Here is a 23540-nt window from a genome sequence, read left to right as displayed (position 1 = left end):
CAACGGTTAAAGTACGCGCGTGATCTCCAAAGTCCTGGTCGCCAATCGCGGCGAAATCGCGATCCGCGCCTTTCGCGCCGCCTATGAGATGGGGATCGACACCGTCGCGGTCTACGCCCACGAAGACCGCAACTCCCTGCACCGCCTGAAGGCCGACGAGTCCTATCAGATCGGTGAGACCGGCCACCCGGTCCGCGCGTACCTGTCGGTCGACGAGATCATCAGAGTGGCCCGGCATGCGGGTGCCGACGCGGTCTATCCGGGCTATGGCTTCTTGTCGGAGAACCCGGCGCTGGCGGCGGCGTGCGTGGACGCCGGGATCACGTTCGTCGGGCCCGGCGCGAAAGTGCTCGAGCTGACCGGCAACAAGACCCGCGCGATCGGCGCGGCCCGCTCCGCAGGGCTGCCGGTGCTGAACTCGTCGGCCCCGTCGGCGTCGGCCGAGGAGTTGATGGCGGTCGCGGCGGACATGGAGTTCCCGTTGTTCGTCAAGGCCGTGTCGGGCGGTGGCGGCCGGGGGATGCGGCGGGTCGCCGACATCGGGGCGTTGCCCGACGCGATCGAGGCCGCGTCGCGGGAGGCCGAGTCGGCATTCGGCGATCCGACGCTGTATCTCGAGCAGGCGGTGCTCAACCCCCGCCACATCGAGGTCCAGATCCTGGCCGACACCCACGGCAACGTGATGCACCTGTTCGAACGCGACTGCAGCGTGCAGCGCCGGCACCAGAAGGTCATCGAGTTGGCGCCCGCGCCGAACCTGTCCGGCGAACTGCGGCAACGGATCTGCGCGGATGCGGTGGCCCTGGCCCAGGAGATCGACTACACATTCGCAGGCACCGTCGAATTTTTGCTCGACGAGCGCGGTCACTACGTGTTCATCGAATGCAACCCTCGCATCCAGGTCGAGCACACCGTCACCGAGGAGATCACGGACGTCGACCTGGTGTCGAGCCAGTTGCGGATCGCCGACGGGGAGACGCTGGAGAGCCTGGGGCTGAGTCAGGACACGCTGACCGTGCACGGTGCTGCCATGCAATGCCGCATCACCACCGAAGATCCGGCCAACGGTTTCCGCCCGGACACCGGCCGCATCACGGGGTACCGCACGCCGGGCGGTGCCGGCATCCGGTTGGACGGCGGCACGCATCTGGGCGCGGAGGTCAGCGCACACTTCGACTCGATGCTGGTCAAGTTGACGTGCCGGGGACGCGACTTCGGTGCGGCCGTCGCGCGGTCACGCCGGGCGCTGGCGGAGTTCCGGATCCGCGGCGTATCGACGAACATCCCGTTCCTTCAGGCCGTCGTGAACGACGCCGACTTCCGCGCCGGACGGATCAGCACGTCGTTCATCGACGAACGCCCGTACCTGCTGACCGCGCGGACCCCGGCCGACCGGGGCACCAAGATCCTCAACTACCTGGCCGAGGTGACGGTCAACCAGCCGCACGGCCCCCGCACCGCGTCGGTCTATCCGCAGGACAAGCTGCCCGACATCGACCTCGACGCGGCGCCGCCGAACGGCAGCAAGCAACTGCTGGTCGAACTCGGTCCCGAGGGGTTCGCCCGCTGGCTGCGCGACACCAAACCAGTGGCCGTCACCGACACGACCTTCCGTGACGCCCACCAGTCGCTGCTGGCCACCCGTGTGCGCACGACGGGGCTGTTGATGGTGGCGCCTTACATAGCGCGGATGACGCCACAGCTGCTCTCCCTGGAATGCTGGGGCGGGGCGACTTACGATGTGGCGCTTCGGTTTCTGAAGGAAGACCCGTGGGAGCGGCTGGCCGCGCTGCGCGAGACGGTGCCCAACATCTGCCTGCAGATGCTCCTTCGGGGCCGCAACACCGTCGGCTACACCCCCTATCCGGAGACCGTGACCGACGCGTTCGTCGCCGAGGCGACGGCGACCGGCATCGACATCTACCGGATCTTCGACGCGCTCAACAACGTCGAGTCCATGCGCCCGGCTATCGACGCGGTCCGCGAAACCGGCACGGCGGTGGCCGAAGTCGCGATGAGCTACACCGGCGACCTGTCCGACCCCGGCGAGAACCTCTACACGTTGGACTACTACCTGAAGTTGGCCGAGCAGATCGTCGACGCGGGCGCGCACGTGCTGGGGATCAAGGACATGGCCGGGCTGCTACGGCCCCAGGCCGCGCGCCGGTTGATCACGGCGCTGCGCTCCCGATTCGATCTGCCCGTCCACGTGCACACCCACGACACCCCGGGCGGGCAACTCGCGACGTATCTGGCGGCCTGGCAGGCGGGCGCCAGCGCGGTCGACGGGGCGGCGGCGCCGCTGGCCGGCACCACCAGCCAGCCCGCACTGAGCTCGATCGTCGCCGCCAGCGCGCACACCGACTACGACACCGGGCTGTCCTTGTCGGCCGTCTGCGAGCTCGAACCGTACTGGGAGGCGCTGCGAAAGGTCTACGCGCCCTTCGATGTCGTGACATCGGGCCCGCCCGCCCCGACTGGGCGGGTGTACCGCCACGAGATCCCCGGCGGGCAGCTGTCGAACCTGCGCCAGCAGGCGATCGCGCTCGGGTTCGGCGACCGCTTCGAGGAGATCGAAGCCAACTACGCTGCCGCCGACTGGGTACTCGGTCGACTGGTCAAGGTGACGCCGTCGTCGAAGGTGGTGGGGGACTTGGCGCTGGCCCTGCTCGGCGCGGGAATCACCGCCGACGAGTTCGCCTCGGACCCGGCGCGTTTCGACATTCCCGATTCGGTGATCGGGTTCCTGCGCGGCGAGCTCGGCGACCCGCCCGGGGGCTGGCCCGAGCCGCTGCGCACCAAGGCACTGGCGGGCCGTGCGCCGGCCAAGCCGCAGCAGGAACTCAGCGAGGAAGACGAAGCGGCGCTCGCCCACTCCGGGCCCGAACGCCAGGCTGCGCTGAACCGGTTGCTGTTCCCCGGTCCGACAAAGGAACTCGAGGCGCACCGCGAACAGTACGGCGACACCTCGAGCCTGTCGGCCAACCAGTTCTTCTACGGACTGCGCAGCGGCGAGGAGCATCGGGTCCAGCTGGAACGCGGTGTCGAACTGCTGATCGGGCTCGAGGCCATCTCCGATCCCGATGAGCGCGGCATGCGCACGGTGATGTGCATCCTCAACGGTCAGCTTCGTCCGGTGCTGGTGCGTGACCGCAGCGTCGCCAGTGACGTTCCTGCCGCCGAGAAGGCCGACAAGACCAATCCCGACCACATCGCCGCGCCGTTCGCCGGCGTCGTCACCGTCAGCGTCGCCGCCGGCGACGCGGTCCAGGGCGGTCAGACCGTCGCCACGATCGAGGCGATGAAGATGGAGGCCGCGATCACCGCGCCGAAGGCCGGCAAGGTGGATCGGGTCGCGGTCTCGGCCACGGCACAGGTCGAAGGCGGCGACCTGCTGGTGGTGGTCAGCTGACCCGCATCATCGCCGGCGCGCTGGGCGGTCGTCGAATCACCGTGCCGCAGAACCGATCCGGGAGTGGTACGCGACCCACCACCGACCGGGTACGGGAGGCGTTGTTCAACGTGCTGGCGGCGCGGGTCGAGTTCACCGGCGCCGCCGTGCTCGATCTGTATGCGGGGTCGGGCGCGCTCGGCCTGGAGGCGCTGTCCCGCGGGGCCGCGGAGGCGACGTTCGTGGAGGCCGACCGGCGCGCGGCCGGCGTCATCGCCGACAACATCGGCGCACTCGGTGTGACGGGCGCTTCGGTGCGGCGAGGCGCCGTCGCCGCGGTCCTGGCCGCCGGATCTCAACGGGCGATGGACCTGGTCTTCGCCGACCCGCCCTACGACGTCGAGGCCGACGAGGTCGAATCGATGCTGTTCCTGCTGACCGAACGGGGTTGGGCCCGGGCGGGGACCGTCGTCGTAGTCGAGCGTGCGGTGACCGGGCCGCCGCTGAACTGGCCGCCAGGCTGGCAGGTGTGGCCTGCGCGCACCTATGGCGACACCCGCCTCGAGCTTGCCGAGGCGCCGCGGCTCCCCTGCTAGCGTCATCGCTCATGAGCGGCGCGGTTTGCCCGGGCTCCTTCGACCCGGTGACTCTCGGTCACATCGACATCTTCGAGCGCGCGGCCGCGCAGTTCGACGAGTTGGTGATCGCCATACTGATCAACCCGAACAAGAAGGGCATGTTCAACCTCGAGGAGCGCATCGCGATGATCGAGGAATCCACCGAACATCTGCCGAACCTGCGCGTCGAGTCGGGGCAGGGGCTGGTCGTCGACTTCGTCCGGCAGCGCGGGTTGACCGCGATCGTCAAGGGCTTGCGCACCGGTACCGACTTCGAATACGAGCTGCAGATGGCGCAGATGAACAAGCACATCGCCGGTGTCGACACCTTCTTCGTGGCCACCACACCGCGATACTCGTTCGTGTCGTCGTCGTTGGCCAAGGAGGTTGCGACGCTCGGGGGCGATGTCTCCGAACTGCTGCCCGCACCGGTGAACCGGCGGTTGCGGGAGAAGCTCAGCGGCGGTTAGCGGCTCTTCGTGAATGAGAGTGCACGATTGGTTGGCGGGTGACGGGAAAGGTGTCGTGTCGGTGAGCTGAGGTGGGGCCTCGGTGGGTGACGATGCGGGTTCCTACACCGAGCTTCATCAACACCACCGAGGTGCCCGTTGTCGAAGGCTACTGCCTGTCCGCCGTCTGTTGTTGCCGACACGATCATGCGCACGATCGAGTTGGGCGTGACGATTACCGACGCTGCCGTCGATGATGAGCGTACGACGATCTTTTGTACTCCGGTGAGCCGCGATCCACGCTGCCCGGATTGCGGCCGCGAGGGGCGCTATCGCGACACCGTGGTCCGGCCGCTAAACGATCTGCCGGTGGCCGGCTACCCGCTGGTGCTGCAGGTCGCCGTGCCCCGCTACCGCTGTCTGACCGCGCAGTGTGGCCGGGCGGTGTTCAACCAGGACCTCGGTAAGTTGGCCGCGCCACGCTCGGCGACAACGCGACGGTGTGCCCGCTATGTGTTGCGGCGGTTGATGATCGATCGCACCACCATCTCGGCGATCGCCGCCGAACTCGGTGTCAGCTGGCATACCGTCAACACGATCGCGATGCGGGCTGTGGCCGATCTAATCGCTGCGGCTGGACCCGATCGGCTGGCCGGGGTGCGAGTCATCGGAGTCGATGAACACCGCTGGGCGCCAAGGCGGCGCGGCACCGAGGGGTTCGTCACGCTGATCATCGACCTCACCCCGGTCCACGACAAGACGGGCCCGGCGCGGCTGCTGGACCTGGTCGCGGGCCGCTCTGCGGCAGCATTGGCCAACTGGCTCAATGAGCAGCCCCCCGCGTTTCGCGAGCAGGTCGAGGTCATCGCCATGGACGGTTTCGGCGGCTACAAGACCGCCGCCACCGCACAACTGCCCGACGCCACCGCGGTCATGGATCCCTTCCACGTCGTCGCCCTGGCCGGCCTGAAGTTGGACCTGTGCCGCCAACGCATCCAACAGCTGACCCAAGGCCACCGGGGCCGCGCCGGTGATCCCCTCTACGGTGTGCGCCGCACCCTACGCACCCGGTACCCCTTGCTCACTACCCGGCAACGCGCCCGACTGGAAGCGGTGTTCGCCACCGACGACCACCTCGGGGTCATGGTGACCTGGAGCGTCTACCAGCGCATCATCGCTGCCTACGGCCACCCCGACCGGCGTCGCGGCAAAACCATGATGACCACGATCATCGACTCGCTACGCCGCGGCGTCCCCGCGGTCCTGACCGAACTGGCCCAACTCGGCCGCACCCTGCACCGCCGCCGCCACGACATCCTGGCCTTCTTCGACCACCACGCGTCCAACGGCCCCACCGAAGCCATCAACGGCCGCCTGGAAGCACTGCGCCGCAACGCACTGGGATTCCGAAACCTCACCCACTACCGCTGGCGCTCACTACTGCACAGCGGCGCCTTGCACCCACTCGTCAATGCACTCTGAATTACGAAGAGCCCGGTTAGCGGCTACGGCTGCGCTACGGTCGTAGCACGTCTGAGGTGGCCTCTCGGGGGAACTGCCCAACGACACCGCCGGGCTGCTTCGGCGTGTGCAAGCCGGCGAAGACATCACGATCACTGTCAACGGTAAGCCTGCAGCAGTGCTGACCTCGAAACGTCCGTCACGACGTCGTTGGCTCAGTCGCCACGAGCTGTTGCTCCGTCTGCGTGACGCGCAGGCAGACCCCGGACTTCGTCGCTACCTTGATGAGTTCGCCGGAGAAAACCACCGACGAACTCGGTCCACTCCGATGACCGCTGCCGGCGTGTTGGACAGGTCGGTGTTCATCGCCCACGAAACGGGCCGTCGAATCCAGGAATCACTCATCCCCCGATGAGGTGGCGACCACGGTGATCACACTCGCCGAACTCAACGCGGGTGTCCTCGCGGCCGTCGATGCCGACGTTCGGGCGCAGCGACTCGTCACGCTCGACGCGGTCGCAGACATGATGACTCTTCCCGTCGACGAGCCCGCGGCACGCATGTGGGCTCGGCTGCGTGTCCATCTCGCCGAAGCGGGCAAGCGCGCACGGATCAATGATCTGTGGATCGCCGCCATAGCGGCATCGCACGGACTACCGGTTGTCACCCGAGATGGAGACTTTGACGCACTGGATGGGGTGGCCGAAGTGGCCATCATCCGTGTTTGATCTGACCGCATGTCGCGAAAGGTGTCTGACCGTCACGCCACTCCTCATGGGCGAGCGGCGAGGTGTTGAGTTCATCGCGGCGTGCGCGCCAGTCCGGCAGGAGACCGTCCATGAGCTTGACGAAGCGCTCGGTGTGGTTGCGCTCGAGATAATGGACCATCTCATGCACCACGACGTATTCGAGACAGTGGGGGTGTTTCTTGGCCAGTTCGACGTTGAACCACAGTTGCAGGTTTTCGCGGTTGCATGAGCCCCACTTGGTCTTCATGCGGCGAACGCTCCAGCGCGGCACGGTCACGCCGATGATTGGTTCCCATTCGGCGATTAACGGCGGAATCGCAACCCGAAGCTGGTGCCGATACCACCGATCGAGCAGAGCGCGCCGTCGCTCGGCATCGGTACCGTCGGGAGTGAACAGGGTCAGGCGGTCGGCTTCCGTCTCGACATGGGCCTGGCCGGGCCGCTCGACCACTTTGAGCCGGTGCCGCACCCCCCAGACGTAGTGCGACTCCCCGGTCACCATCTCTCGCTTGGACTGGCGCTCGGCGTCCCGAAGTCGTTTGCGCTGCTTCTTGATCCAGGGGAGGCGTTCTACCACTGCAAGGCGCACCCGGTCGTCATCGAGCCGTTGGGGGGCCGATACCCGGACCCGGCCGAGGGGAGGGTACACGCCGATGTGGAGGTGTTTGATGTCCTTGTACACCACGTCGATATCGATTCCCGCGACGGTGAGGTAGGCGCTACTGGTACTCATTTTGGGCCTTGACGAGATCGAAGAGGTCCTCGAGTTTTTCGGCGTCGAACTTCGCCGGTAGGACTTTCTTGATTGCCCGCAGCACCACCTTTTCTTTCAGCGTATGACCCACCCAGTCGTGCGGCTTGCTGGTGAGGATCGCCGTGTCGACCTGCATCGGGATCGCCAGGTCGGGCCACCCGAAGTCGATCAGGGCACGTCGGGCAGGGTTGTCGGCCCACTCCGGGTAAACGGTGTCCGATGCGCCCGTGCCGAGTTGGGCTGCCTGCTCGAGCAGTTGGTCGAGATATTGCTTGTACTCCAATGCGCCTTTGCGGCGTTCTTCGAGGAGCGCGTCGAGCAGCTCGGACATCTTGTCGTAGTACTGCGGGTTCGTCGCGCGCTCGTCGACGATCAGCTTGCGCATGTTGTTGACGATCGTCTCGGCGACGGCCTCGGAGTCGTTCTTGATGCCCTCGGGCAGCTTGTCGACGGCGCCTTTCCCGAGCTTCACGATGAGCTCGACGAGCCCGTCGTTCTCGAAGTTCGACACCACTTCCGAGGGTTTGGCGCTGATGTAGGTGTCGAGGAGGTGTCGCATACCGGCTTCGTACTGTTTGAAGTCGACGTCCTCACCCGCGCCGAGTTTGACTTCCTGACGCACGCTTGCGTAGTGGCGTACCTCGCTCTTGATGGCCGCGGCTTCGGCCGCGCTGTACCTGGCGGCGGCCATGTCGTTGGCGACGTTGGTGTAGGCGCGGGTCAGAGCCGCGATGGCCTTGTAGAGCTTGACGCGTTTGGGCTCGTTGACTTTGATCTGCTCGGCGTCGCCGGGTTCGCTCCCGCAGAAGTATTGCTGGTATTGCAGCGTGCCCTTCGGCGGGGCCACCGGCTCGCACATTGCCCGGATCTGCTCCAGCGCGTCGTCGAGGTCCTCCCGCGCGCCGGCCAGGCGGTCGGACAACAGACCGTCGATGTCTTGCTTGTCGTAGCCGTCGAGCGCCCCGCCGGTGTAGTCGGTGATCGCCGATTGCAGCGAATTGAACAGGTCTCGATAGTCGACGATGTAGCCGTAGTCCTTGTCGTCGCCGTCGAGGCGGTTGACCCGGCAGATGGCCTGGAACAGGCCGTGGTCGGCCATCTTCTTGTCGATGTAGAGGTAGGTGGCGCTGGGCGCGTCGAACCCGGTCAGGAGCTTGTCGACGACGATCAGCAGTCGCATCTGGCCGGGTTCGTTGACGAACTTGTGCTTGACGTCCTTCTCGAACTGCTCGACCTTGCCCATCGCGGCGTCTTCGGACTCGCCGAAGTGACCGGCCAGCATGCGGCGGTAGATCTCGTACTGGCGCAGCCTTTCGGTTGCGCCGTGGCCGGACTCTTCGGTGGCGATGTCTCCCGGATTCGGCCGGTAGCTGGTGACGATCGCGCACTTGCCCTTCAATCCGGCCTGGCAGAACAACTCATAGAACTTGCACGCCTGGTAAATGCTCGAGCCGACGAGCATGGCGTTGCCACGCCCGCTCACCAACCGGGGCTTGGTGTTCATGTCCATGAGAATGTCGTCGACGATCTGCCGGGCACGCGGCTCTGCACTGGCGATCTTCCGCACGGTGCCCCAACGCTTCTTGAGCTCGGCCTTGGACAGGTCGGTCATGCCCTTGGTCTGGGCGTCGAACCACTGATCGACTTTGGCCGGTGAGGTCAGCTCTTGGTCGATGTTGCGGGCCTCGTAGCGCAGGTCGACGACGACACCGTCCTGCACTGCCTCGTCGAACTTGTAAGTGTGGATGAAGCTGCCGAACGTCTCGATGCTGGTGGCCTTGTCGGCCTTGAGCAGCGGGGTGCCGGTGAAGCCGATGAACATCGCCCCCGGCAGCAGCTTCTTCATCGCCTCCTGCAGCTTGCCGGACTGGGTGCGGTGCGCCTCGTCGATGAACACGAAGAGGTTGCCCTTGGCCTTGAAGTTCTTCGGGATTTTCGAGTTGAGTTCCTCGATGAAGTCGGCTTCGTCGGCATCGCGGGCGGCCTCGTCGTCGGACCCCCGGAACTTGTAAATCAGCGAGCAGATCAGCCACGGCGCGCTCTGGTTGAGCGTGGCGAGCAGGTCGGCGCCCGAGGAGGTGCGGTAGATGTCTTCGTCGACGCCGCCGAAGACCTTTTCGATTTGCTCGTCGAGCTCGGTGCGGTCGGTGATCAGCAGCACCCGGGCGTCGTGCTGGTGTTCGCGGATCCACTTGGCCAGCCACACCATCGTCAGCGACTTGCCCGAGCCTTGGGTGTGCCAGATGATGCCGCCCTCCCGTTTGGCGATGCGCTGCTGGGCGGCCTTGACGCCGAAGTACTGGTTGTGCCGCGCGGTCTTCTTGACCCCGGAGTCGAAGACCATGAAGTCGTGCACGAATTCGAGCAGCCGCTGTTTCGAGCACTGCTGGGTCAGCGCACGGTCGAGCGGCGCCTCGATGTCCGACGGTTCCCTCCAATTCAGCCAATACTTCTCGGGTGTGTCGATCACCGCGTAGCGCAAGCCCTCGACGTCGTTGCCGGCGAACACCAGTTGCACCGTCGTGAAAAACGGGCGGATGAAGTGCGCCTGTTGGTTGCCGATGGTCTGGCGGATGCCCTCGGACACCGCGACTTTGGAGCGCTTGAGTTCGATGGTGGCGAGCGCGATGCCGTTGACATAGAGGACGAGGTCGGGCCGCTTGTCGTGGTTGCCGGTGACGGTGACCTCTTCGGCCAGTGCGAAGTGGTTGGCTTCGGGGTGTTTCCAGTCGATCAACCAGACGGTCTCGTAATGCTCGCCGTGACCGGCCTTGACCTTGACTCCGTATCGCAGCAGCCCGTAGACGTCGCGGTTGGCCTCGTAGAGGGCGCGGTCACCGCCAAGCGACGCCTCGCTCTTGAGCCGGTCGATCGTCTTGGTGATCAGCGTGTGGCTGTAGCGGCGGCTACGGAGGTTGTCCTGCAGCAATTCGACCTCAACATTGCTGTTGTCGTCGCGGTGCGCCCAGTTGCCGAGGTAGTCGTGGCCCAAGGAGTCGCGGAACAGCTCGACGACGTGCTTCTGGGTTTTACGCTCGACCTGGCCGACGGTGCTCATGCCGACTGCTCTTCCGATGCGTCGTCCACGCCCTGGTTTTGCCAGGCGCCGTAGGTGAGTCCAGTGCCTTGCACCTTCCATTCGATGCGACCATTCGCGGTCCGGCCGACGACGACCGCTGCAGCTGCACTGGGACTAGCAAACACCGTGTCGTGGGCAAACCGAAGGGAACCATCCTCAGCGGGGCCGATCGCGCCTTCGTGCAGGAGCTTTTCGCGGAGGGCTTCGTAGCCATGGTTGCTAGGGCCAACCCATGCCTGGCGAGCGTGGGAGCCTCCCAGCACAGTGAATTCTCCGTCGACCTCACGAGCGAGCGCCTGAATGTCTCCTTTCTTCAGGCGCAGTTCGAACAATGGAGATTCTTCCGTGGGCACCTTCACTTCAGCATCGGTAGCCGACGCCGTAGCGGCCGACGTAGCCGCTGAGCGAAGGAGATTCACTCCCAGCACCGGAAGGACAATCTTGGCTTGCGAGATGTAGTACTCCATGTCGGATGCATCGGCTTCGGGCAAGGCCGGCGTCGGTGGTGTTGTCCCGTTGAGCAGGTGCGCTCGCTTGGCCAGCTTCGCTAACGCGATGAACCGGCTCTCCAGATACCGGGCATGAGCCTTCGTGAGATTGGCGTCCTTGCTCGTCAGGATGATGGCCCGATTCCAGAAGTCCTTGCCGCCCTGTTCTTCCGGCCGTGAGTGTTGCTGCAAGCGCTTACGGATGTCATCGCCCTCGCCGATGTAGGCGATTTGTCCGCCCAAGGTGTCCGGATCATCCCCCAGCAGAACGTAGACGCCGGTGCGCGACGTTTCCGGACGTTTCATGAGGGCGGCGAGATCCGACCGCGGGGCGGCGACGACATGTCCGGTCCAGTTCATGATCTCGGCCGTCAGCAAGCCGCCCGGCGAGCCATCGGCGAGGAACAGTCGCACCGACTTGCCGAAATTCATAACGCGACCTCGTTGACGGGTAGGCGGATGCGCCCGATGAGGAGTTCTTGCATCATTCCTTGCTTGATGGCGCGGGCTTTATGGAGCCGCTGACCGAGAGCGTCAAGCTCACGGTCGCAATCTCGCAGAACTGTGGCGATCGCCTCCTGCTCGTCGATTCCAGGAATTCGTAGAGTGATGCTAGAGATGTGCGAGCGGTTAGTTGCCAAAACTTTGGTGCCAGCCGCCAGACGGAGTAACGCGTCCCGGAAGTCCGGTATGAATTGCAGGTACGCCTTGAACCCGTCGGCGAGAACAGTTTTGTCAAATCGGGCGGCGATGGTGTGGAGTCCGGCGACCACTCCCTCTCGCGGGGTAGCAGTGATCTCAACTGATTTGCCTACGCCGACCAGATCTTCTGAGGCATCCACAAAAACCAAGTCGCCAACTTTCAGACGGTCCGCATCGCGGGCCAGCGACACAGGGGCACGCGGCATCTGCTCTTGTGAGGTATCAACCAAGACGCCGGCACGAGTATGGATGTCCCCGTAGTGCAAATATCGAAGCGGTGAATCAGCATCTAGCTGCGCCCGTGATAGTGGAACTACCTTGAGGTATGAAACGTGATCGCCGAGACGAACCTGCTGCCACCTTGCGCTGAACCCAGGCAACCTAGCCTTACCCGTGAGGAGCTGTTGCATCATGCCCTGTTTGATCGCCTGCTTCTTTTCGATTAGATGCTCCAGCGTCTTGAGTTGGCTCGCGGCGTCATCGAGTACCTCGGCGATGGCGCGCTGCTCTTTAAGGCTGGGTATCCTCAGAACGACAGATTTCAGATCGCGTTGCCCGATGTTCGCTCGAATGCCACCCTGGCCGCGTGAAATGATTTGGTCACGTACATAAGCTGCTCGAAGCGCGTATTTGGAGTAGTTGACGGCCATGGCATCTGTTACTGGACGACCTCGGAATACGAATCCACCGAAAACAATAGGCTCATCCGCGAGGTACACGGATGAAATCCCAACTTCGTCTTGGGTTTCGGACGTCCGGTTGAACAAGATATCTCCACGCCGGACCTCATAGCGTTGCAGAATCTTTCGCGGAAGCTCAATCCGGCCGGGAATGTCTTGTGCACGGAGAGATTCGTAGGTGATGACCTCAAGAACGTTGGCGAAGGGAACACCTGAACCGTACACGGATTTATCAGCGTTGATGCCGTTGCTGAAGGTTAGGAGGTCGCCGAGGCTGATGTCTTGCCAGTCATCGGGTGTAGGGAATGTCGATTCCGTCACGGTTCGATACCCATCGAAGCCAAGTGCGCGGCCACTTTAGTTCCGATCTGTTGCAGTTCGATATCGAGCGCGGCAACTGTGTCGGCATATCGGTGGCCCAATTCTTGGATGCGGTTCACAAGCGCAAGCGTCAACGAATCGACCTCACCGGCCACGCGGCTCGCCACGGCGCCGCACCACTTGTCCTCCAGGACCAATTGCGTGACATCACCAACCTTCAGCTTCCCGTACTGCTTCAGCGTCGCCTCACCGAGCGCCGCCTGCGCCTCCTTGGCCTTCTTCTTGGCGGCGGTTTCGGCATCGTAGAGCTGGATCAGGTGCTCCAGTGCTTTGATTTCGCCGCGATCAGCCTTCTCGCGCCTCGCTTCTCGAAGACGCGCTGCAGTAAGCGCTTTGGTGATCTTTCCGTCCTCGTCCATCGCCGCGGCCAGGGCGCCGTCTTCAACTGCGTGTTCCTCGACGTACTCCTCGATAGCACGGGTGGCTTCCTCGACCGCGGCGGTCAGCTCGTCGACCTCGGCCTGCTCGTCGGCGAAGTACCGCGCCACGACTAATGCCGGCGGGATGAGATCCATCTTGTACTTCACCGCGCTGCGGCCGGACCCGACAACGAGATCCGGTGTTTCGCTGAGCTTGCGGTCTTTGTCCTCGATCGTCTTGCGCGGCTTGGCCGCATTCAGCCAGCCCTCGCTCATGATGAGAAACACGTCGTCGTGCATGGCGGTGTGCCAGTAGCTCATCAGCTGCTCGTATACGTCGTACTCGTCGAGCAGTGGCATCGCCTTGAAGCGCTCGAGCAGGTCGTCGCTGATGGTCGCGATGAGGTCGTTGGGCACCGTGTGTGCGTCGACGGCCTCCAGCGCCGGCCGATGTTTGGCGAACCAGTTCGCGACCTTGCGGGCCGCCTTCTTCGCAAACTTCTTGAAGTCCTCGGAGTCCAGGATGGTCTGCTGCACCTCGCCGACGTCCATGCGCAGGGCGCTGTAGCCGGCGCGCTTTCGCTTGAACAACGCGGAGCGCAAGTCGGGGAACGCATCCCAGTAGCCAGCCAGCGCATCGAGGTCGCGGTTCGGGATGCCGCCGTGCATATGGGCGTGCAGGTCCTGAATGTCTTCCGGTTCCGACGAGTCGATGTAGCGCGGGATGTTGAGGTTGTAGTCGTTCTTCGGGTCGGCGATCTCGGCCAGCGCCACCATGCGTGAGTAGCGCTCGACTTCCAGCTGGCGCGTGAAGACGTCGACGATCTGGTGGATGTCCCGGCTGCGCAACCGGTTCTTGGCCCCGTCCTTCATGAAGCCCTTGGCGGCGTCGATCATGAAGACGCCGGTGCGCCCGGCGGCGTTCTGTTTGTCCAGGATCACGATGCAGGCCGGGATGCCGGTGCCGTAGAACAGGTTCGGCGGCAGGCCGATCACACCCTTGATGTAGCCACGCTTGAGCAGCTCCCTGCGGATGGCGGCCTCGGCGTGGCCGCGGAACAGCACACCGTGGGGCAGGATGATCGCCGCCTTGCCCGTGCTCTTCAGCGACTTGACCACATGCAACAGAAACGCGTAGTCGCCGTTCTTCTCCGGCGGGCTGGCGAACCCGTCGAACCGGCCGTACTCGTTTTCCAGCCCGTTGGTCCACGACTTGACCGAGAAGGGCGGATTCATCACCGCGAAGTCGAACGCCTCGAGCTGACCGCGCTCGGTGAACTGCGGGCTGGTCAGCGAGTCGCCCTTGCGGATCTCGGCGATCTCGTTGCCGTGCAGGATCATGTTCATCCGGCACAGCGCCCAGGTGGCGTTGTCCTTTTCCTGGCCGTAGATCGACATGCCCCGCGGCGCCTCGGCGGCGGCCTTGAGCAGCAGTGAACCCGAACCGCACGCCGGGTCGTAGACCGTGGCGCTGCGCGGGGTCTGCGGGCCGATGCCGACCACCTTCGCCATCACCCGCGACACCTCGGCCGGGGTGTAGAACTGCCCCTTGCTCTTGCCGGACTCGGTGGCGAAGTGGCGCATGAGGTACTCGTAAGCGTCGCCGAGCAGGTCGTCGCCCTCGGCGCGGGAGCGCCGGAAGTCCAGGTCGGCGAAGATGGTGACCAGCTTGGAGAGCCGGTCCTGCATCTCCTTGCCCCGGCCCAGCTTCTCCTCGTCGTTGAAGTCTGCCAGGTCGATGACCTTCTGCAGCCCGTTGCCCTCGGCCAACTTGGCGATGATCTTGTTGATCCGGTCGCCGATCTCCTTGTCGCCCTTCAAGGCGAGCATGTCGTCAAACGACCCGCCCTTGGGCACCTCGATCAGGCTGTCGCGGTCCGCCTTCGCCTTATCCGAAACGTACTTCACGAACAGCAGCGTCAGGATGTAGTCCTTGTACTGGCTCGCATCCATACCGCCGCGCAGCTCGTCACAGCTACGCCACAGCGAGCTGTAGAGGTCGGACTTCTTTAATGCCACCGGTCGCCACCCCCGCTCAGTGTGTTTGCTTTCCGCCGTTGCGGCGAGCTTATCGACGCACGTCGACATGGTCATTGGGTTCGGAGACGGAACGTGAGGTCAACCAGACACCAAAGCCGAGCAGTGGCGCGCATAAGTTTCCGGCTCGCGGGTAAGCCGTTCCTTGGCGCACAGCCCACCCGCGCCGTCACTATCCACCAATTGCGGAGGTAAGTTCCGTGGTCGAAACGTTTGTTCAATCGACGGATGACGTCGTCCGGTTCCTGAAGGATCAGCACAACCTGATCAAGGACCTGTTCGAGGAGGTGCTGCACGCCTCGGAGGACAAGGCCCGCGAAAAGGCGTTCGTAGAACTACGCCAGTTGCTGGCGGTGCACGAGACCGCCGAGGAGATGGTGGTCCATCCGCGGGCGCGCGGTGAGATCGACAACGGCGACGAGATCATCGATGCCCGTCTCGAGGAGGAGAACGAAGCGAAGCACAAGCTCTCTGCGCTGGAGGACATGGACTTCGGCTCGAAGGAGTTCCTAGACGAGCTCACTGCGTTCCGCGACATGGTCGTTGCGCACGCCGAGGCCGAGGAGAGCGAGGAGTTCAACAAGCTGCAGCGCGAACTGGAGGGTGACGACTTGAAGCGGATGGCCGCGGCCGTTCGGGCGGCGCAGGCCATCGCGCCGACGCGCCCGCATCCGGGGGTCGAGTCGGCCAAGTTGAACATCGCCGTCGGGCCGTTCGCCTCGATGATCGACCGGGCCCGCGACGCGATCGAGGCTGCCCTGCGCTGAACCCGGCCGCTCTTTCCCGGCGCGGATTTCGCCTTGCCATAATCGCGGCAGGCAATTCAGTCAAGAGTTGCGGCCTGGGAAGCGGTGAACAGCAAAGTCGAGGCGACACACCGGGCGGGAAGCTGAGTCACACGGGTAACACCAGGCACAATAGTAACTGACCACTACGCCTGGAGGGTGTTGCCGTGTACCGAGTTTTCGAAGCGCTCGACGAACTGAGCGCGATTGTGGAAGAAGCCCGCGGTGTGCCGATGACGGCAGGCTGCGTGGTGCCCCGCGGCGATGTCCTCGAATTGATCGACGACATCAAGGATGCAATTCCCGGTGAGCTCGACGACGCCCAGGATGTCCTCGATGCGCGCGACGGGATGCTGCGCGAGGCCAAGGATCATTCCGACTCGATGGTGTCGACGGCCACCGCCGAAGCGGACTCCGTGCTCAACCATGCCCGTGCGGAGGCCGACCGGCTGCTGGCCGATGCGAAAGCGCAGGCAGACCGCATGGTGGGCGAGGCTCGCCAGCACAGCGAGCGGATGGTTGGCGAGGCCCGGGAGGAGGCCAATCGCATCGCCGCCACCGCCAAACGCGAATACGAGGCCAGCACGGGACGGGCCAAGACGGAAGCCGACCGCCTCATCGAGAGCGGCAACCTCGCCTACGAGAAGGCCGTGCAGGAGGGGATCAAGGAGCAGCAGCGGCTGGTCTCCCAGACCGAGATCGTGCAGACCGCGACCGCCGAGGCGACCCGGCTGATCGACTCGGCGCACGCCGAGGCGGACCGATTGCGCGGCGAGTGCGACATCTACGTCGACAGCAAGCTCGCGGAGTTCGAGGACTTCCTCAACGGAACGCTGCGCTCGGTCGGGCGTGGTCGGCACCAGCTGCGCACCGCCGCGGGCACGCACGACTACGCGGCGCGCTGAGCGCCGAGGGGCGCCAAAAACCCTCGCCGTAAAATCGATCCTTATGGCGACGCATGCCAGAGCGGCGGCGCATCGCGCGCCACAATCGCCGCTGGTGATCAACATTTCCCGGCTCGGTAGGCGGCCCGGGTCGATGATGACCGTCTCCGAGACGGTGCCCAGCCCGTCGCGGATCGGGCTCGACCTGGTCGCCATCGAGGAAGGCGCCCCACTGGCTCTCGAGCTGCGGGTCGAGTCGGTTTCGGAGGGTGTGCTGGTCAGCGGAACGGTGTCCGCGCCGACGGCGGGCGAGTGTGCCCGCTGCCTGACGCCGGTCACCGGAGACGTCGAGATTGACCTCACCGAGTTGTTCGCCTATCCCGACAGCGCCACAGATGAGACGACGGCCGCCGACGAACTCGGGCGCGTGGTGAACGACACCGTCAACCTGGAGCAGCCGATCATCGACGCCGTCGGATTGGCGCTGCCGTTCGCTCCGCTGTGCGGTCCCGACTGCGCGGGTCTGTGCCCGGACTGCGGCGTGGCGTTGGCCACTGCCGAGCCCGGCCACCACCACGAGCGGCTCGATCCGCGCTGGGCCAAGTTGGCCGGCATGCTCGACACTGTCGGCGGAGCCGACGATCCCACTGAGGAGACGCGTGACTGACCGCGCCGCGTTGTTGGCGGCGCTAGGCGTCGACCTGCCCGACGAACTTCTCACCATCGCGCTCACCCATCGCAGTTACTCCTATGAGAACGGTGGCCTGCCGACCAACGAGCGATTGGAGTTCCTCGGCGACGCGGTGCTCGGGCTGACCATCACCGAGGAGCTCTATCATCGGCACCCTGACCGGTCCGAGGGCGATCTGGCCAAGCTGCGCGCCAGCGTCGTCAACACCCAGGCGCTCGCCGACGTAGGTCGTCACCTGTCCGACGCCGGCCTCGGCGCGTATCTGTTGCTCGGCAAGGGGGAGGAGAACTCCGGCGGCGCCGACAAGGCCAGCATTCTCGCCGACGGCGTCGAATCCCTCTTGGGCGCAATCTATTTGGAGCACGGCATCACGGTCGCCCGGGAGGCCATCCTGCGGCTGTTCGGCCAGCTTCTCGATACTGCGCCCACCCTCGGCGCCGGGCTGGACTGGAAGAGCAGCCTGCAGGAGCTGACCGCCTCGCTGGGATTGGGGGCACCGTCGTACGCCGTCACCTCGACCGGTCCCGACCACGACAAGGTGTTCACCGCGACGGTCGTCGTCACCGACACCGAATACGGCAGGGGCGTCGGGCGCACGAAGAAGGAAGCCGAGCTCAAGGCGGCCGCGGCGGCGTGGAACACGCTGACCGCAGCCGAGGTAGATGCCTGAGCTTCCCGAGGTCGAAGTCGTACGGCGTGGTTTGGACGCGCACGTCGTCGACAAGACGATCACCGCCGTCCGGGTGCACCATCCCCGCGCGGTGCGCCGGCACGAGGCGGGCCCGGCCGATCTCACCGCGCGGTTGCTCGACACCAAGATCACCGGCACCGGGCGCCGGGGTAAGTATCTGTGGCTGACGCTGGACGACGGCTCCGCGCTGGTCGTGCACCTCGGTATGAGCGGGCAGATGCTGTTGGGCGCGGTGCCCAACGAGAACCATTTGCGCATCGCCGCGTTACTCGACGACGGCACCGCGCTGAGCTTCGTCGACCAACGCACATTCGGCGGTTGGATGCTCACCGAGATGGTCACCGTCGACGGCACCGAGCTTCCGGTGCCCGTCGCACACCTGGCCCGTGACCCGCTGGACCCGAGGTTCGATCGCGATGGCGTCGTTAAGGTGTTGCGGCGCAAGCACTCCGAGATCAAGCGTCAACTGCTCGACCAGACCGTGGTTTCGGGCATCGGCAACATCTACGCCGACGAGGCGCTGTGGCGCGCCCAGATCAACGGCGCCCGGGTGGCTTCGTCGCTGACCCGGTCGAAGCTGGCCGAACTGCTCGACGCGGCAGCCGAGGTGATGGCGGAGGCACTCGGACAGGGCGGCACCTCGTTCGATTCGCTGTATGTCAACGTCAACGGGGAATCGGGCTACTTCGACCGGTCTCTGGACGCCTACGGTCGCGAGGGCGAGCCGTGCCGGCGCTGCGGTGCGGTGATGCGGCGGGAGAAGTTCATGAACCGGTCGTCGTTCTACTGTCCGAAATGCCAACCCCGCCCGCGCGTCCGGCGCTGATATTTGCGCGAGCGTGCGAGTCTGTCGACGACACGCCGCGTATTTACAGCAGTTTCCGCACGCTGGCGCGCGGCGAGCGTGCGCGAAATGCGCCTCGATCGCGGCGTGTTGTGAACAAACACGCACCCTCGCGGAAAGGAAAGCATGACCGAACTGTGGGTTGAGCGCACCGGCGAGCGCCGCTACATCGGGCGAAGCTCGCGTGGCGCGGAGGTGCTCGTCGGCAGCGAGGACGTCGATGGCGTCTTCACGCCGGGCGAGTTGATGAAGATCGCACTGGCGGCTTGCAGCGGAATGGCCAGTGATGCGCCGCTACGACGCAGGCTCGGCGACGACTACCGCACGACGATCCGCGTCTCCGGTCCAGCCGATCGCGAACAGGAACGGTACCCGCTGCTCGAGGAGCACATGGAACTCGACTTGTCGGGACTGTCGGAGGACGAACTCTCGCGGGTACTCACGGTGGTCAAGCGTGCGATCGACCAGGTTTGCACGGTCGGCCGCACCCTCAAGGCCGGGACCAAAGTGACATTTGAGGTTTATGATGCAGGAGTTAGCTGAGGTGCGCCTGACGGCTTGGGTGCACGGACACGCGCAGGGCGTCGGGTTCCGGTGGTGGACCCGCGCCCGCGCCCTCGAACTGGGCCTGACCGGCTTCGCGACCAATAAGCCGGACGGCCGCGTCCAGGTGGTCGCCCAGGGGCCGAAGCAGGCCTGCCAGCGCCTACTTGACCTGCTGCAAAGCGGCGACACGCCGGGCCGGGTCGACGATGTCGTAGCCGACTTCACAGAACCTCGCGACTCGCTTCAAGGGTTCACCGAGCGATAGCCGTCTCGGCGGTAGTGTGGCACGTCGTGCACCTCAAGAGTCTGACCCTGAAGGGCTTCAAGTCGTTTGCTTCGCCGACGACTCTGCGCTTCGAGCCAGGCATCACATGCGTGGTCGGCCCGAATGGTTCGGGCAAGTCGAACGTGGTCGACGCGCTCACCTGGGTGATGGGCGAGCAGGGCGCCAAGACGCTGCGCGGCGGCAAGATGGAGGACGTCATCTTCGCCGGCACGTCATCACGGCCGCCTCTGGGCCGTGCGGAGGTGACGGTCACGATCGACAACTCCGACAACTCGCTGCCGATCGAGTACTCCGAAGTGTCGATCACGCGGCGGATGTTCCGCGACGGCGGCAGCGAGTACGAGATCAACGGCAGCAGCTGCCGGTTGATGGATGTCCAAGAACTGCTCAGCGACTCCGGCATCGGCCGCGAGATGCACGTGATCGTCGGGCAGGGCAAGCTCTCGGAGATTCTCGAGTCGCGGCCCGAGGACCGGCGCGCATTCATCGAGGAGGCCGCCGGCGTCCTCAAACACCGCAAACGCAAGGAAAAGGCGGTCCGCAAGCTCGATGCGATGTCGGCCAACCTGAACCGGCTGACCGACCTGACCACCGAACTGCGCCGCCAGCTCAAGCCGCTCGGGCGGCAGGCCGAGATGGCGCGCCGCGCCCAGACGATTCAGGCCGACCTGCGCGACGCCCGACTCCGGCTGGCTGCCGACGACCTCGTCACACGCCGTGCCGAGTTCGAGAACACCAACCAGGCCGAGACCACGCTGCGCCGCGAACACGACGAGATCGCCTCCCGGTTGGAGGCCAAGACCGTAAAACTGTCCTCGTATGAATCGGCAGTCGAGAGCCTCAGCGAACGCGCGGATGCCGCGCAGCAGACCTGGTTTGCGCTGTCGGCGCTCGCCGAACGCGTCAGCGCGACGGTGCGCATCGCAAGCGAGCGCGCACAGCACCTCGATGCCGAGCCCGACGCGTCGACCGGCCCTGACCCCGATGCCCTGGAAGCCCAGGCCGACGAGGTCGCCGAGCAGGAGCGCCAACTGCTCAGCGACCTGACCGAATCGCGTGGAAAGCTCGAGGCCGCGCGCGCCGAGCTCACCGAACGCGAGCGGATCGCCGCCGAAGCCGAACGCGCCCACCTCGCCGCCGCCCGCGCCGAGGCGGACCGCCGCGAGGGCCTGGCCCGGCTCGCGGGCCAGGTCGACACGATGCGCACACGCGTGGAGTCGATCGACGAGACCGTCGCGCGGCTCACCGGCACCATCGATGAGGCTGCGGCCCGTGCTCAGCAGACCCAGGCCGACTTCGAGACTGTGCAGAGCCGCGTCGGTGAACTCGACGCCGGCGAAGTCGGCCTGGACGAACACCACGATCGGACGGTGGCCGCGCTGCGGTTGGCTGACGAACGTGTCGCCGAACTGCAGGCCGCCGAGCGCGGCGCCGAACGTCAGGTCGCCTCGCTGCACGCCCGCATCGAAGCCCTCTCGGTCGGTCTGGACCGTAAGGACGGCGCTGCGTGGTTGCAGAAGAACCGCGGCGGCACAGGCCTTCTGGGTTCGATCGCCAACCTGTTGAAGGTGCGCGACGGCTACGAGGTGGCCGTCGCGGCGGTGCTCGGCGCGGCTGCCGACGCGGTCGCCGCCGAAAGCCCGAGCGCCGCCCGCGCCGCGGTGACGGCGCTCAAGGAGTCCGATGGCGGCCGGGCGGCTATCGTGCTCAGCGATTGGCCGGATCACGTTGCGGCACAACTTGAGTCGTTGCCTCGCGGCGCAGCGTGGGCGGTGGAGTTGGTCGAAGCACCGCCGCGGCTTCGGGGCGCGATCCGGGCGATGCTGTCGGGCGTCGTGGTGGTGGCGGACCTCGCTGCCGCGCTGGATCTGGTTGCCTCGCAGCCGAAGTTACGCGCGGTCACGACCGATGGCGACCTCGTGGGAGCGGGCTGGGTCAGCGGGGGGTCCGATCGCAAACCCAGCACGCTCGAGATCGCCTCGGAGGTCGAGAAGGCCCGCGCCGAGCTTGCCGAAGCCGAGCGGCAGGTCGGCGAGTTGTCGGCCGCGCTGTCCGGTGCACTGACCGAACAGGCGAGCCGTCAGGACGCGGCGGAGCAGGCGCTCGCCGCGCTCAACGAATCCGACGCTGCGATCTCGGCGATCTATGAGCAGTTGGGCCGCCTCGGTCAGGAGGCCCGTGCCGCCGACGACGAATGGCAACGGCTGATTCACCAGCGAAACGAGTTGGAGACCAACCGTTCAGGCACCGTCGAGGAGCTCGCGGGGCTCGAGCAGCGGCTGCACAATGCGCAGCAGGAACCGACATTCGAGGCCGAACCCGTCAACCGGCGGGAGACGACGGCTGCCGCTGAGGCGGCCCGTGCCGTGGAAGTGGAGGCCCGGTTGGCGGTGCGTACCGCTGAAGAGCGTGCGAATGCCGTTCGCGGAAAGGCGGATTCGCTGCGTCGGATGGCGGCCGCCGAGCGTGAGGCCAGGTTGCGTGCGCTGCGCGCCCGCGAGGCGCGACAGCACGCCGCCGCGGTGGCGGCTGCGGTTGCGGAGTCGGGTCGCCTTGTCGCGCAACGGCTGAGCATTGCCGTGGCGGTGGCATCACGCGGTCGCGACGAGGTCGCCGCTGAACGCCAGCATCGCGCCGCCGCGCTGGCCAACACGCGCGAGGAGGTGAACGAGCTCACCGCCAAGGTCAATGGTCTCACCGAAGCGCTGCACAAGGACGAGGTCGCCAAAGCGCAAGCCGCACTGCGAATCGAGCAGCTCGAAGAGCACATCCTCGAGCAGTTCGGCATGGCGAGCGCTGAACTGATCGCCGAGTACGGGCCAGAGGTGCCCTTGCCGCCGACGGAATTGGAAATGGCCGAATTCGAGCAGGCGCGGGAGCGCGGCGAGCAAGTCACCGCGCCCGCCCCGATGCCGTTCGACCGGCCCACTCAGGAACGGCGTGCCAAGAAGGCCGAGCGAGAGCTCAACGAGCTGGGCCGGGTCAATCCGTTGGCGCTCGAGGAGTTCGCCGCACTCGAGGAGCGGTACAACTTCCTGTCCACCCAGCTCGAGGACGTCAAGGGCGCGCGCAAGGACCTGCTCGACGTGATCGACGACGTCGACGCCCGCATCCTGCAGGTGTTCACCGAGGCGTACGCCGATGTGGAACGCGAGTTCACGCAGGTGTTTTCGACGCTTTTCCCGGGCGGCGAGGGCAGGCTGCTGCTGACCGATCCCAACGACATGCTCACCACCGGCATCGAGGTCGAGGCCCGCCCGCCGGGCAAGAAGATCAAGCGGCTGTCGCTGCTTTCCGGCGGGGAGAAGTCGTTGACCGCGGTCGCGATGCTGGTGGCGATCTTCCGCGCCAGGCCGTCGCCGTTCTACGTCATGGACGAGGTCGAGGCGGCGCTGGACGACGTGAACCTGCGTCGGCTGATCAGCCTGTTCGAGCAGCTTCGCGAACGCTCTCAGCTGATCGTCATCACCCATCAGAAGCCGACGATGGAGGTCGCCGACGCCCTGTACGGGGTGACCATGCGCGACGACGGCATCACCGCGGTGATCAGCCAGCGCATGCGGGGGCAGGAACTGGTCGGCGCCGCCAACTAGGCTGAGGTCGCCCGCTGCGCGCTAAGTGGTGGTTTGTCAGCAGGAGATGCGTGCGATCAACCAGTGAAGGCGC

General features: G+C 65.5%; 17 protein-coding genes and 2 pseudogenes. 14 read left to right on the top strand and 5 right to left on the bottom strand.

What is annotated here, in order from left to right:
• Positions 1 to 19 precede the first annotated feature (19 nt).
• The 6 genes and pseudogenes from QGN32_RS03670 to QGN32_RS03645 all read left to right on the top strand — a co-directional run bounded on the left by QGN32_RS03670 (position 20) and on the right by QGN32_RS03645 (position 6646).
• Positions 20 to 3412 carry a pyruvate carboxylase gene (locus QGN32_RS03670; RefSeq protein WP_326547306.1) on the top strand — a complete coding sequence of 1131 codons (3393 nt, stop codon included), beginning with the start codon at positions 20 to 22 and terminating at the stop codon, positions 3410 to 3412.
• Positions 3409 to 3987: a 16S rRNA (guanine(966)-N(2))-methyltransferase RsmD gene (gene rsmD, locus QGN32_RS03665; RefSeq protein WP_326548915.1), complete on the top strand. Its 579-nt coding sequence runs from the start codon at positions 3409 to 3411 to the stop codon at positions 3985 to 3987. Before QGN32_RS03670 ends, rsmD begins: the two co-directional genes overlap by 4 nt.
• Before the next feature lie 11 nt (positions 3988 to 3998).
• Complete coding sequence (gene coaD, locus QGN32_RS03660) at positions 3999 to 4478, top strand: pantetheine-phosphate adenylyltransferase (RefSeq protein ID WP_326547305.1); 480 nt, start codon at positions 3999 to 4001, stop codon at positions 4476 to 4478.
• A gap of 138 nt (positions 4479 to 4616) precedes the next feature.
• Positions 4617 to 5939 carry an ISL3 family transposase gene (locus QGN32_RS03655; protein WP_442791774.1) on the top strand — a complete coding sequence of 441 codons (1323 nt, stop codon included), beginning with the start codon at positions 4617 to 4619 and terminating at the stop codon, positions 5937 to 5939.
• Between the two features lie 29 nt (positions 5940 to 5968).
• A pseudogene (locus tag QGN32_RS03650) lies at positions 5969 to 6250 on the top strand (type II toxin-antitoxin system prevent-host-death family antitoxin).
• A pseudogene (locus QGN32_RS03645) lies at positions 6247 to 6646 on the top strand (type II toxin-antitoxin system VapC family toxin). Before QGN32_RS03650 ends, QGN32_RS03645 begins: the two co-directional pseudogenes overlap by 4 nt.
• On the opposite strand, the gene QGN32_RS03640 reads toward QGN32_RS03645, so the two are convergent.
• The 5 genes from QGN32_RS03640 to QGN32_RS03620 are packed head-to-tail and all read right to left on the bottom strand — an operon-like array spanning position 6633 to position 15129.
• The gene (locus QGN32_RS03640) at positions 6633 to 7400 is read right to left on the bottom strand and encodes a M48 family metallopeptidase (RefSeq protein WP_326547303.1); all 768 of its coding nucleotides are present in this window, start codon (positions 7398 to 7400) and stop codon (positions 6633 to 6635) included. The pseudogene QGN32_RS03645 and the gene QGN32_RS03640 overlap by 14 nt on opposite strands.
• Positions 7387 to 10479: a type I restriction endonuclease subunit R gene (locus tag QGN32_RS03635; protein WP_326547302.1), complete on the bottom strand. Its 3093-nt coding sequence runs from the start codon at positions 10477 to 10479 to the stop codon at positions 7387 to 7389. The genes QGN32_RS03640 and QGN32_RS03635 overlap by 14 nt, the downstream gene beginning before the upstream one ends.
• On the bottom strand, positions 10476 to 11420 hold the full coding sequence (locus tag QGN32_RS03630) for a GIY-YIG nuclease family protein (protein ID WP_326547301.1): 945 nt from the start codon (positions 11418 to 11420) through the stop codon (positions 10476 to 10478). Before QGN32_RS03630 ends, QGN32_RS03635 begins: the two co-directional genes overlap by 4 nt.
• A complete protein-coding gene (locus tag QGN32_RS03625; protein ID WP_326547300.1) occupies positions 11417 to 12691 on the bottom strand; it encodes a restriction endonuclease subunit S in 1275 nt (424 codons plus the stop codon). Before QGN32_RS03625 ends, QGN32_RS03630 begins: the two co-directional genes overlap by 4 nt.
• Positions 12688 to 15129: a type I restriction-modification system subunit M gene (locus QGN32_RS03620; protein ID WP_326547299.1), complete on the bottom strand. Its 2442-nt coding sequence runs from the start codon at positions 15127 to 15129 to the stop codon at positions 12688 to 12690. Before QGN32_RS03620 ends, QGN32_RS03625 begins: the two co-directional genes overlap by 4 nt.
• Before the next feature lie 218 nt (positions 15130 to 15347).
• Between QGN32_RS03620 and QGN32_RS03615 the strand changes: the two genes are divergently transcribed.
• From QGN32_RS03615 to smc, 8 genes are all read left to right on the top strand, one after another.
• Entirely contained in the window at positions 15348 to 15914 is a 567-nt protein-coding gene (locus QGN32_RS03615; protein ID WP_326547298.1) for a hemerythrin domain-containing protein, read from the top strand.
• A 185-nt stretch (positions 15915 to 16099) separates the two neighbouring features.
• Positions 16100 to 16837 (top strand): cell division protein SepIVA, encoded by a 738-nt coding sequence (gene sepIVA / locus QGN32_RS03610; RefSeq protein ID WP_326547297.1) that lies wholly within the window; start codon positions 16100 to 16102, stop codon positions 16835 to 16837.
• 43 nt (positions 16838 to 16880) lie between these two features.
• The gene (locus QGN32_RS03605; RefSeq protein ID WP_326547296.1) at positions 16881 to 17483 is read left to right on the top strand and encodes a YceD family protein; all 603 of its coding nucleotides are present in this window, start codon (positions 16881 to 16883) and stop codon (positions 17481 to 17483) included.
• Complete coding sequence (rnc, locus tag QGN32_RS03600) at positions 17476 to 18177, top strand: ribonuclease III (RefSeq protein WP_326547295.1); 702 nt, start codon at positions 17476 to 17478, stop codon at positions 18175 to 18177. The genes QGN32_RS03605 and rnc overlap by 8 nt, the downstream gene beginning before the upstream one ends.
• Entirely contained in the window at positions 18170 to 19024 is an 855-nt protein-coding gene (gene mutM / locus QGN32_RS03595; protein ID WP_326547294.1) for a DNA-formamidopyrimidine glycosylase, read from the top strand. The genes rnc and mutM overlap by 8 nt, the downstream gene beginning before the upstream one ends.
• 144 nt (positions 19025 to 19168) lie before the next feature.
• Positions 19169 to 19585, top strand: coding sequence for an OsmC family protein (locus QGN32_RS03590; RefSeq protein ID WP_326547293.1), 417 nt, complete (start codon positions 19169 to 19171; stop codon positions 19583 to 19585).
• The gene (locus tag QGN32_RS03585) at positions 19569 to 19853 is read left to right on the top strand and encodes an acylphosphatase (protein ID WP_326547292.1); all 285 of its coding nucleotides are present in this window, start codon (positions 19569 to 19571) and stop codon (positions 19851 to 19853) included. Before QGN32_RS03590 ends, QGN32_RS03585 begins: the two co-directional genes overlap by 17 nt.
• A 26-nt stretch (positions 19854 to 19879) precedes the next feature.
• Positions 19880 to 23467 (top strand): chromosome segregation protein SMC, encoded by a 3588-nt coding sequence (smc, locus tag QGN32_RS03580; RefSeq protein ID WP_326547291.1) that lies wholly within the window; start codon positions 19880 to 19882, stop codon positions 23465 to 23467.
• The last annotated feature ends 73 nt before the right edge of the window (positions 23468 to 23540 follow it).

Source organism: Mycolicibacterium sp. ND9-15 (assembly GCF_035918395.1).
Taxonomy (GTDB): domain Bacteria; phylum Actinomycetota; class Actinomycetes; order Mycobacteriales; family Mycobacteriaceae; genus Mycobacterium.
This window is presented reverse-complemented; position numbering and strand designations above follow the sequence as displayed.

Excerpts from the sequence above, each read along its gene's own strand:
- QGN32_RS03630 (WP_326547301.1), bottom strand. The coding sequence starts at position 11,420 with ATGAATTTCGGCAAGTCGGTGCGACTGTTCCTCGCCGATGGCTCGCCG.
- mutM (WP_326547294.1), top strand. The coding sequence starts at position 18,170 with ATGCCTGAGCTTCCCGAGGTCGAAGTCGTACGGCGTGGTTTGGACGCG.
- QGN32_RS03585 (WP_326547292.1), top strand. The coding sequence starts at position 19,569 with ATGCAGGAGTTAGCTGAGGTGCGCCTGACGGCTTGGGTGCACGGACAC.
- QGN32_RS03605 (WP_326547296.1), top strand. The coding sequence starts at position 16,881 with ATGGCGACGCATGCCAGAGCGGCGGCGCATCGCGCGCCACAATCGCCG.
- QGN32_RS03640 (WP_326547303.1), bottom strand. The coding sequence starts at position 7,400 with ATGAGTACCAGTAGCGCCTACCTCACCGTCGCGGGAATCGATATCGAC.
- QGN32_RS03635 (WP_326547302.1), bottom strand. The coding sequence starts at position 10,479 with ATGAGCACCGTCGGCCAGGTCGAGCGTAAAACCCAGAAGCACGTCGTC.
- QGN32_RS03590 (WP_326547293.1), top strand. The coding sequence starts at position 19,169 with ATGACCGAACTGTGGGTTGAGCGCACCGGCGAGCGCCGCTACATCGGG.
- coaD (WP_326547305.1), top strand. The coding sequence starts at position 3,999 with ATGAGCGGCGCGGTTTGCCCGGGCTCCTTCGACCCGGTGACTCTCGGT.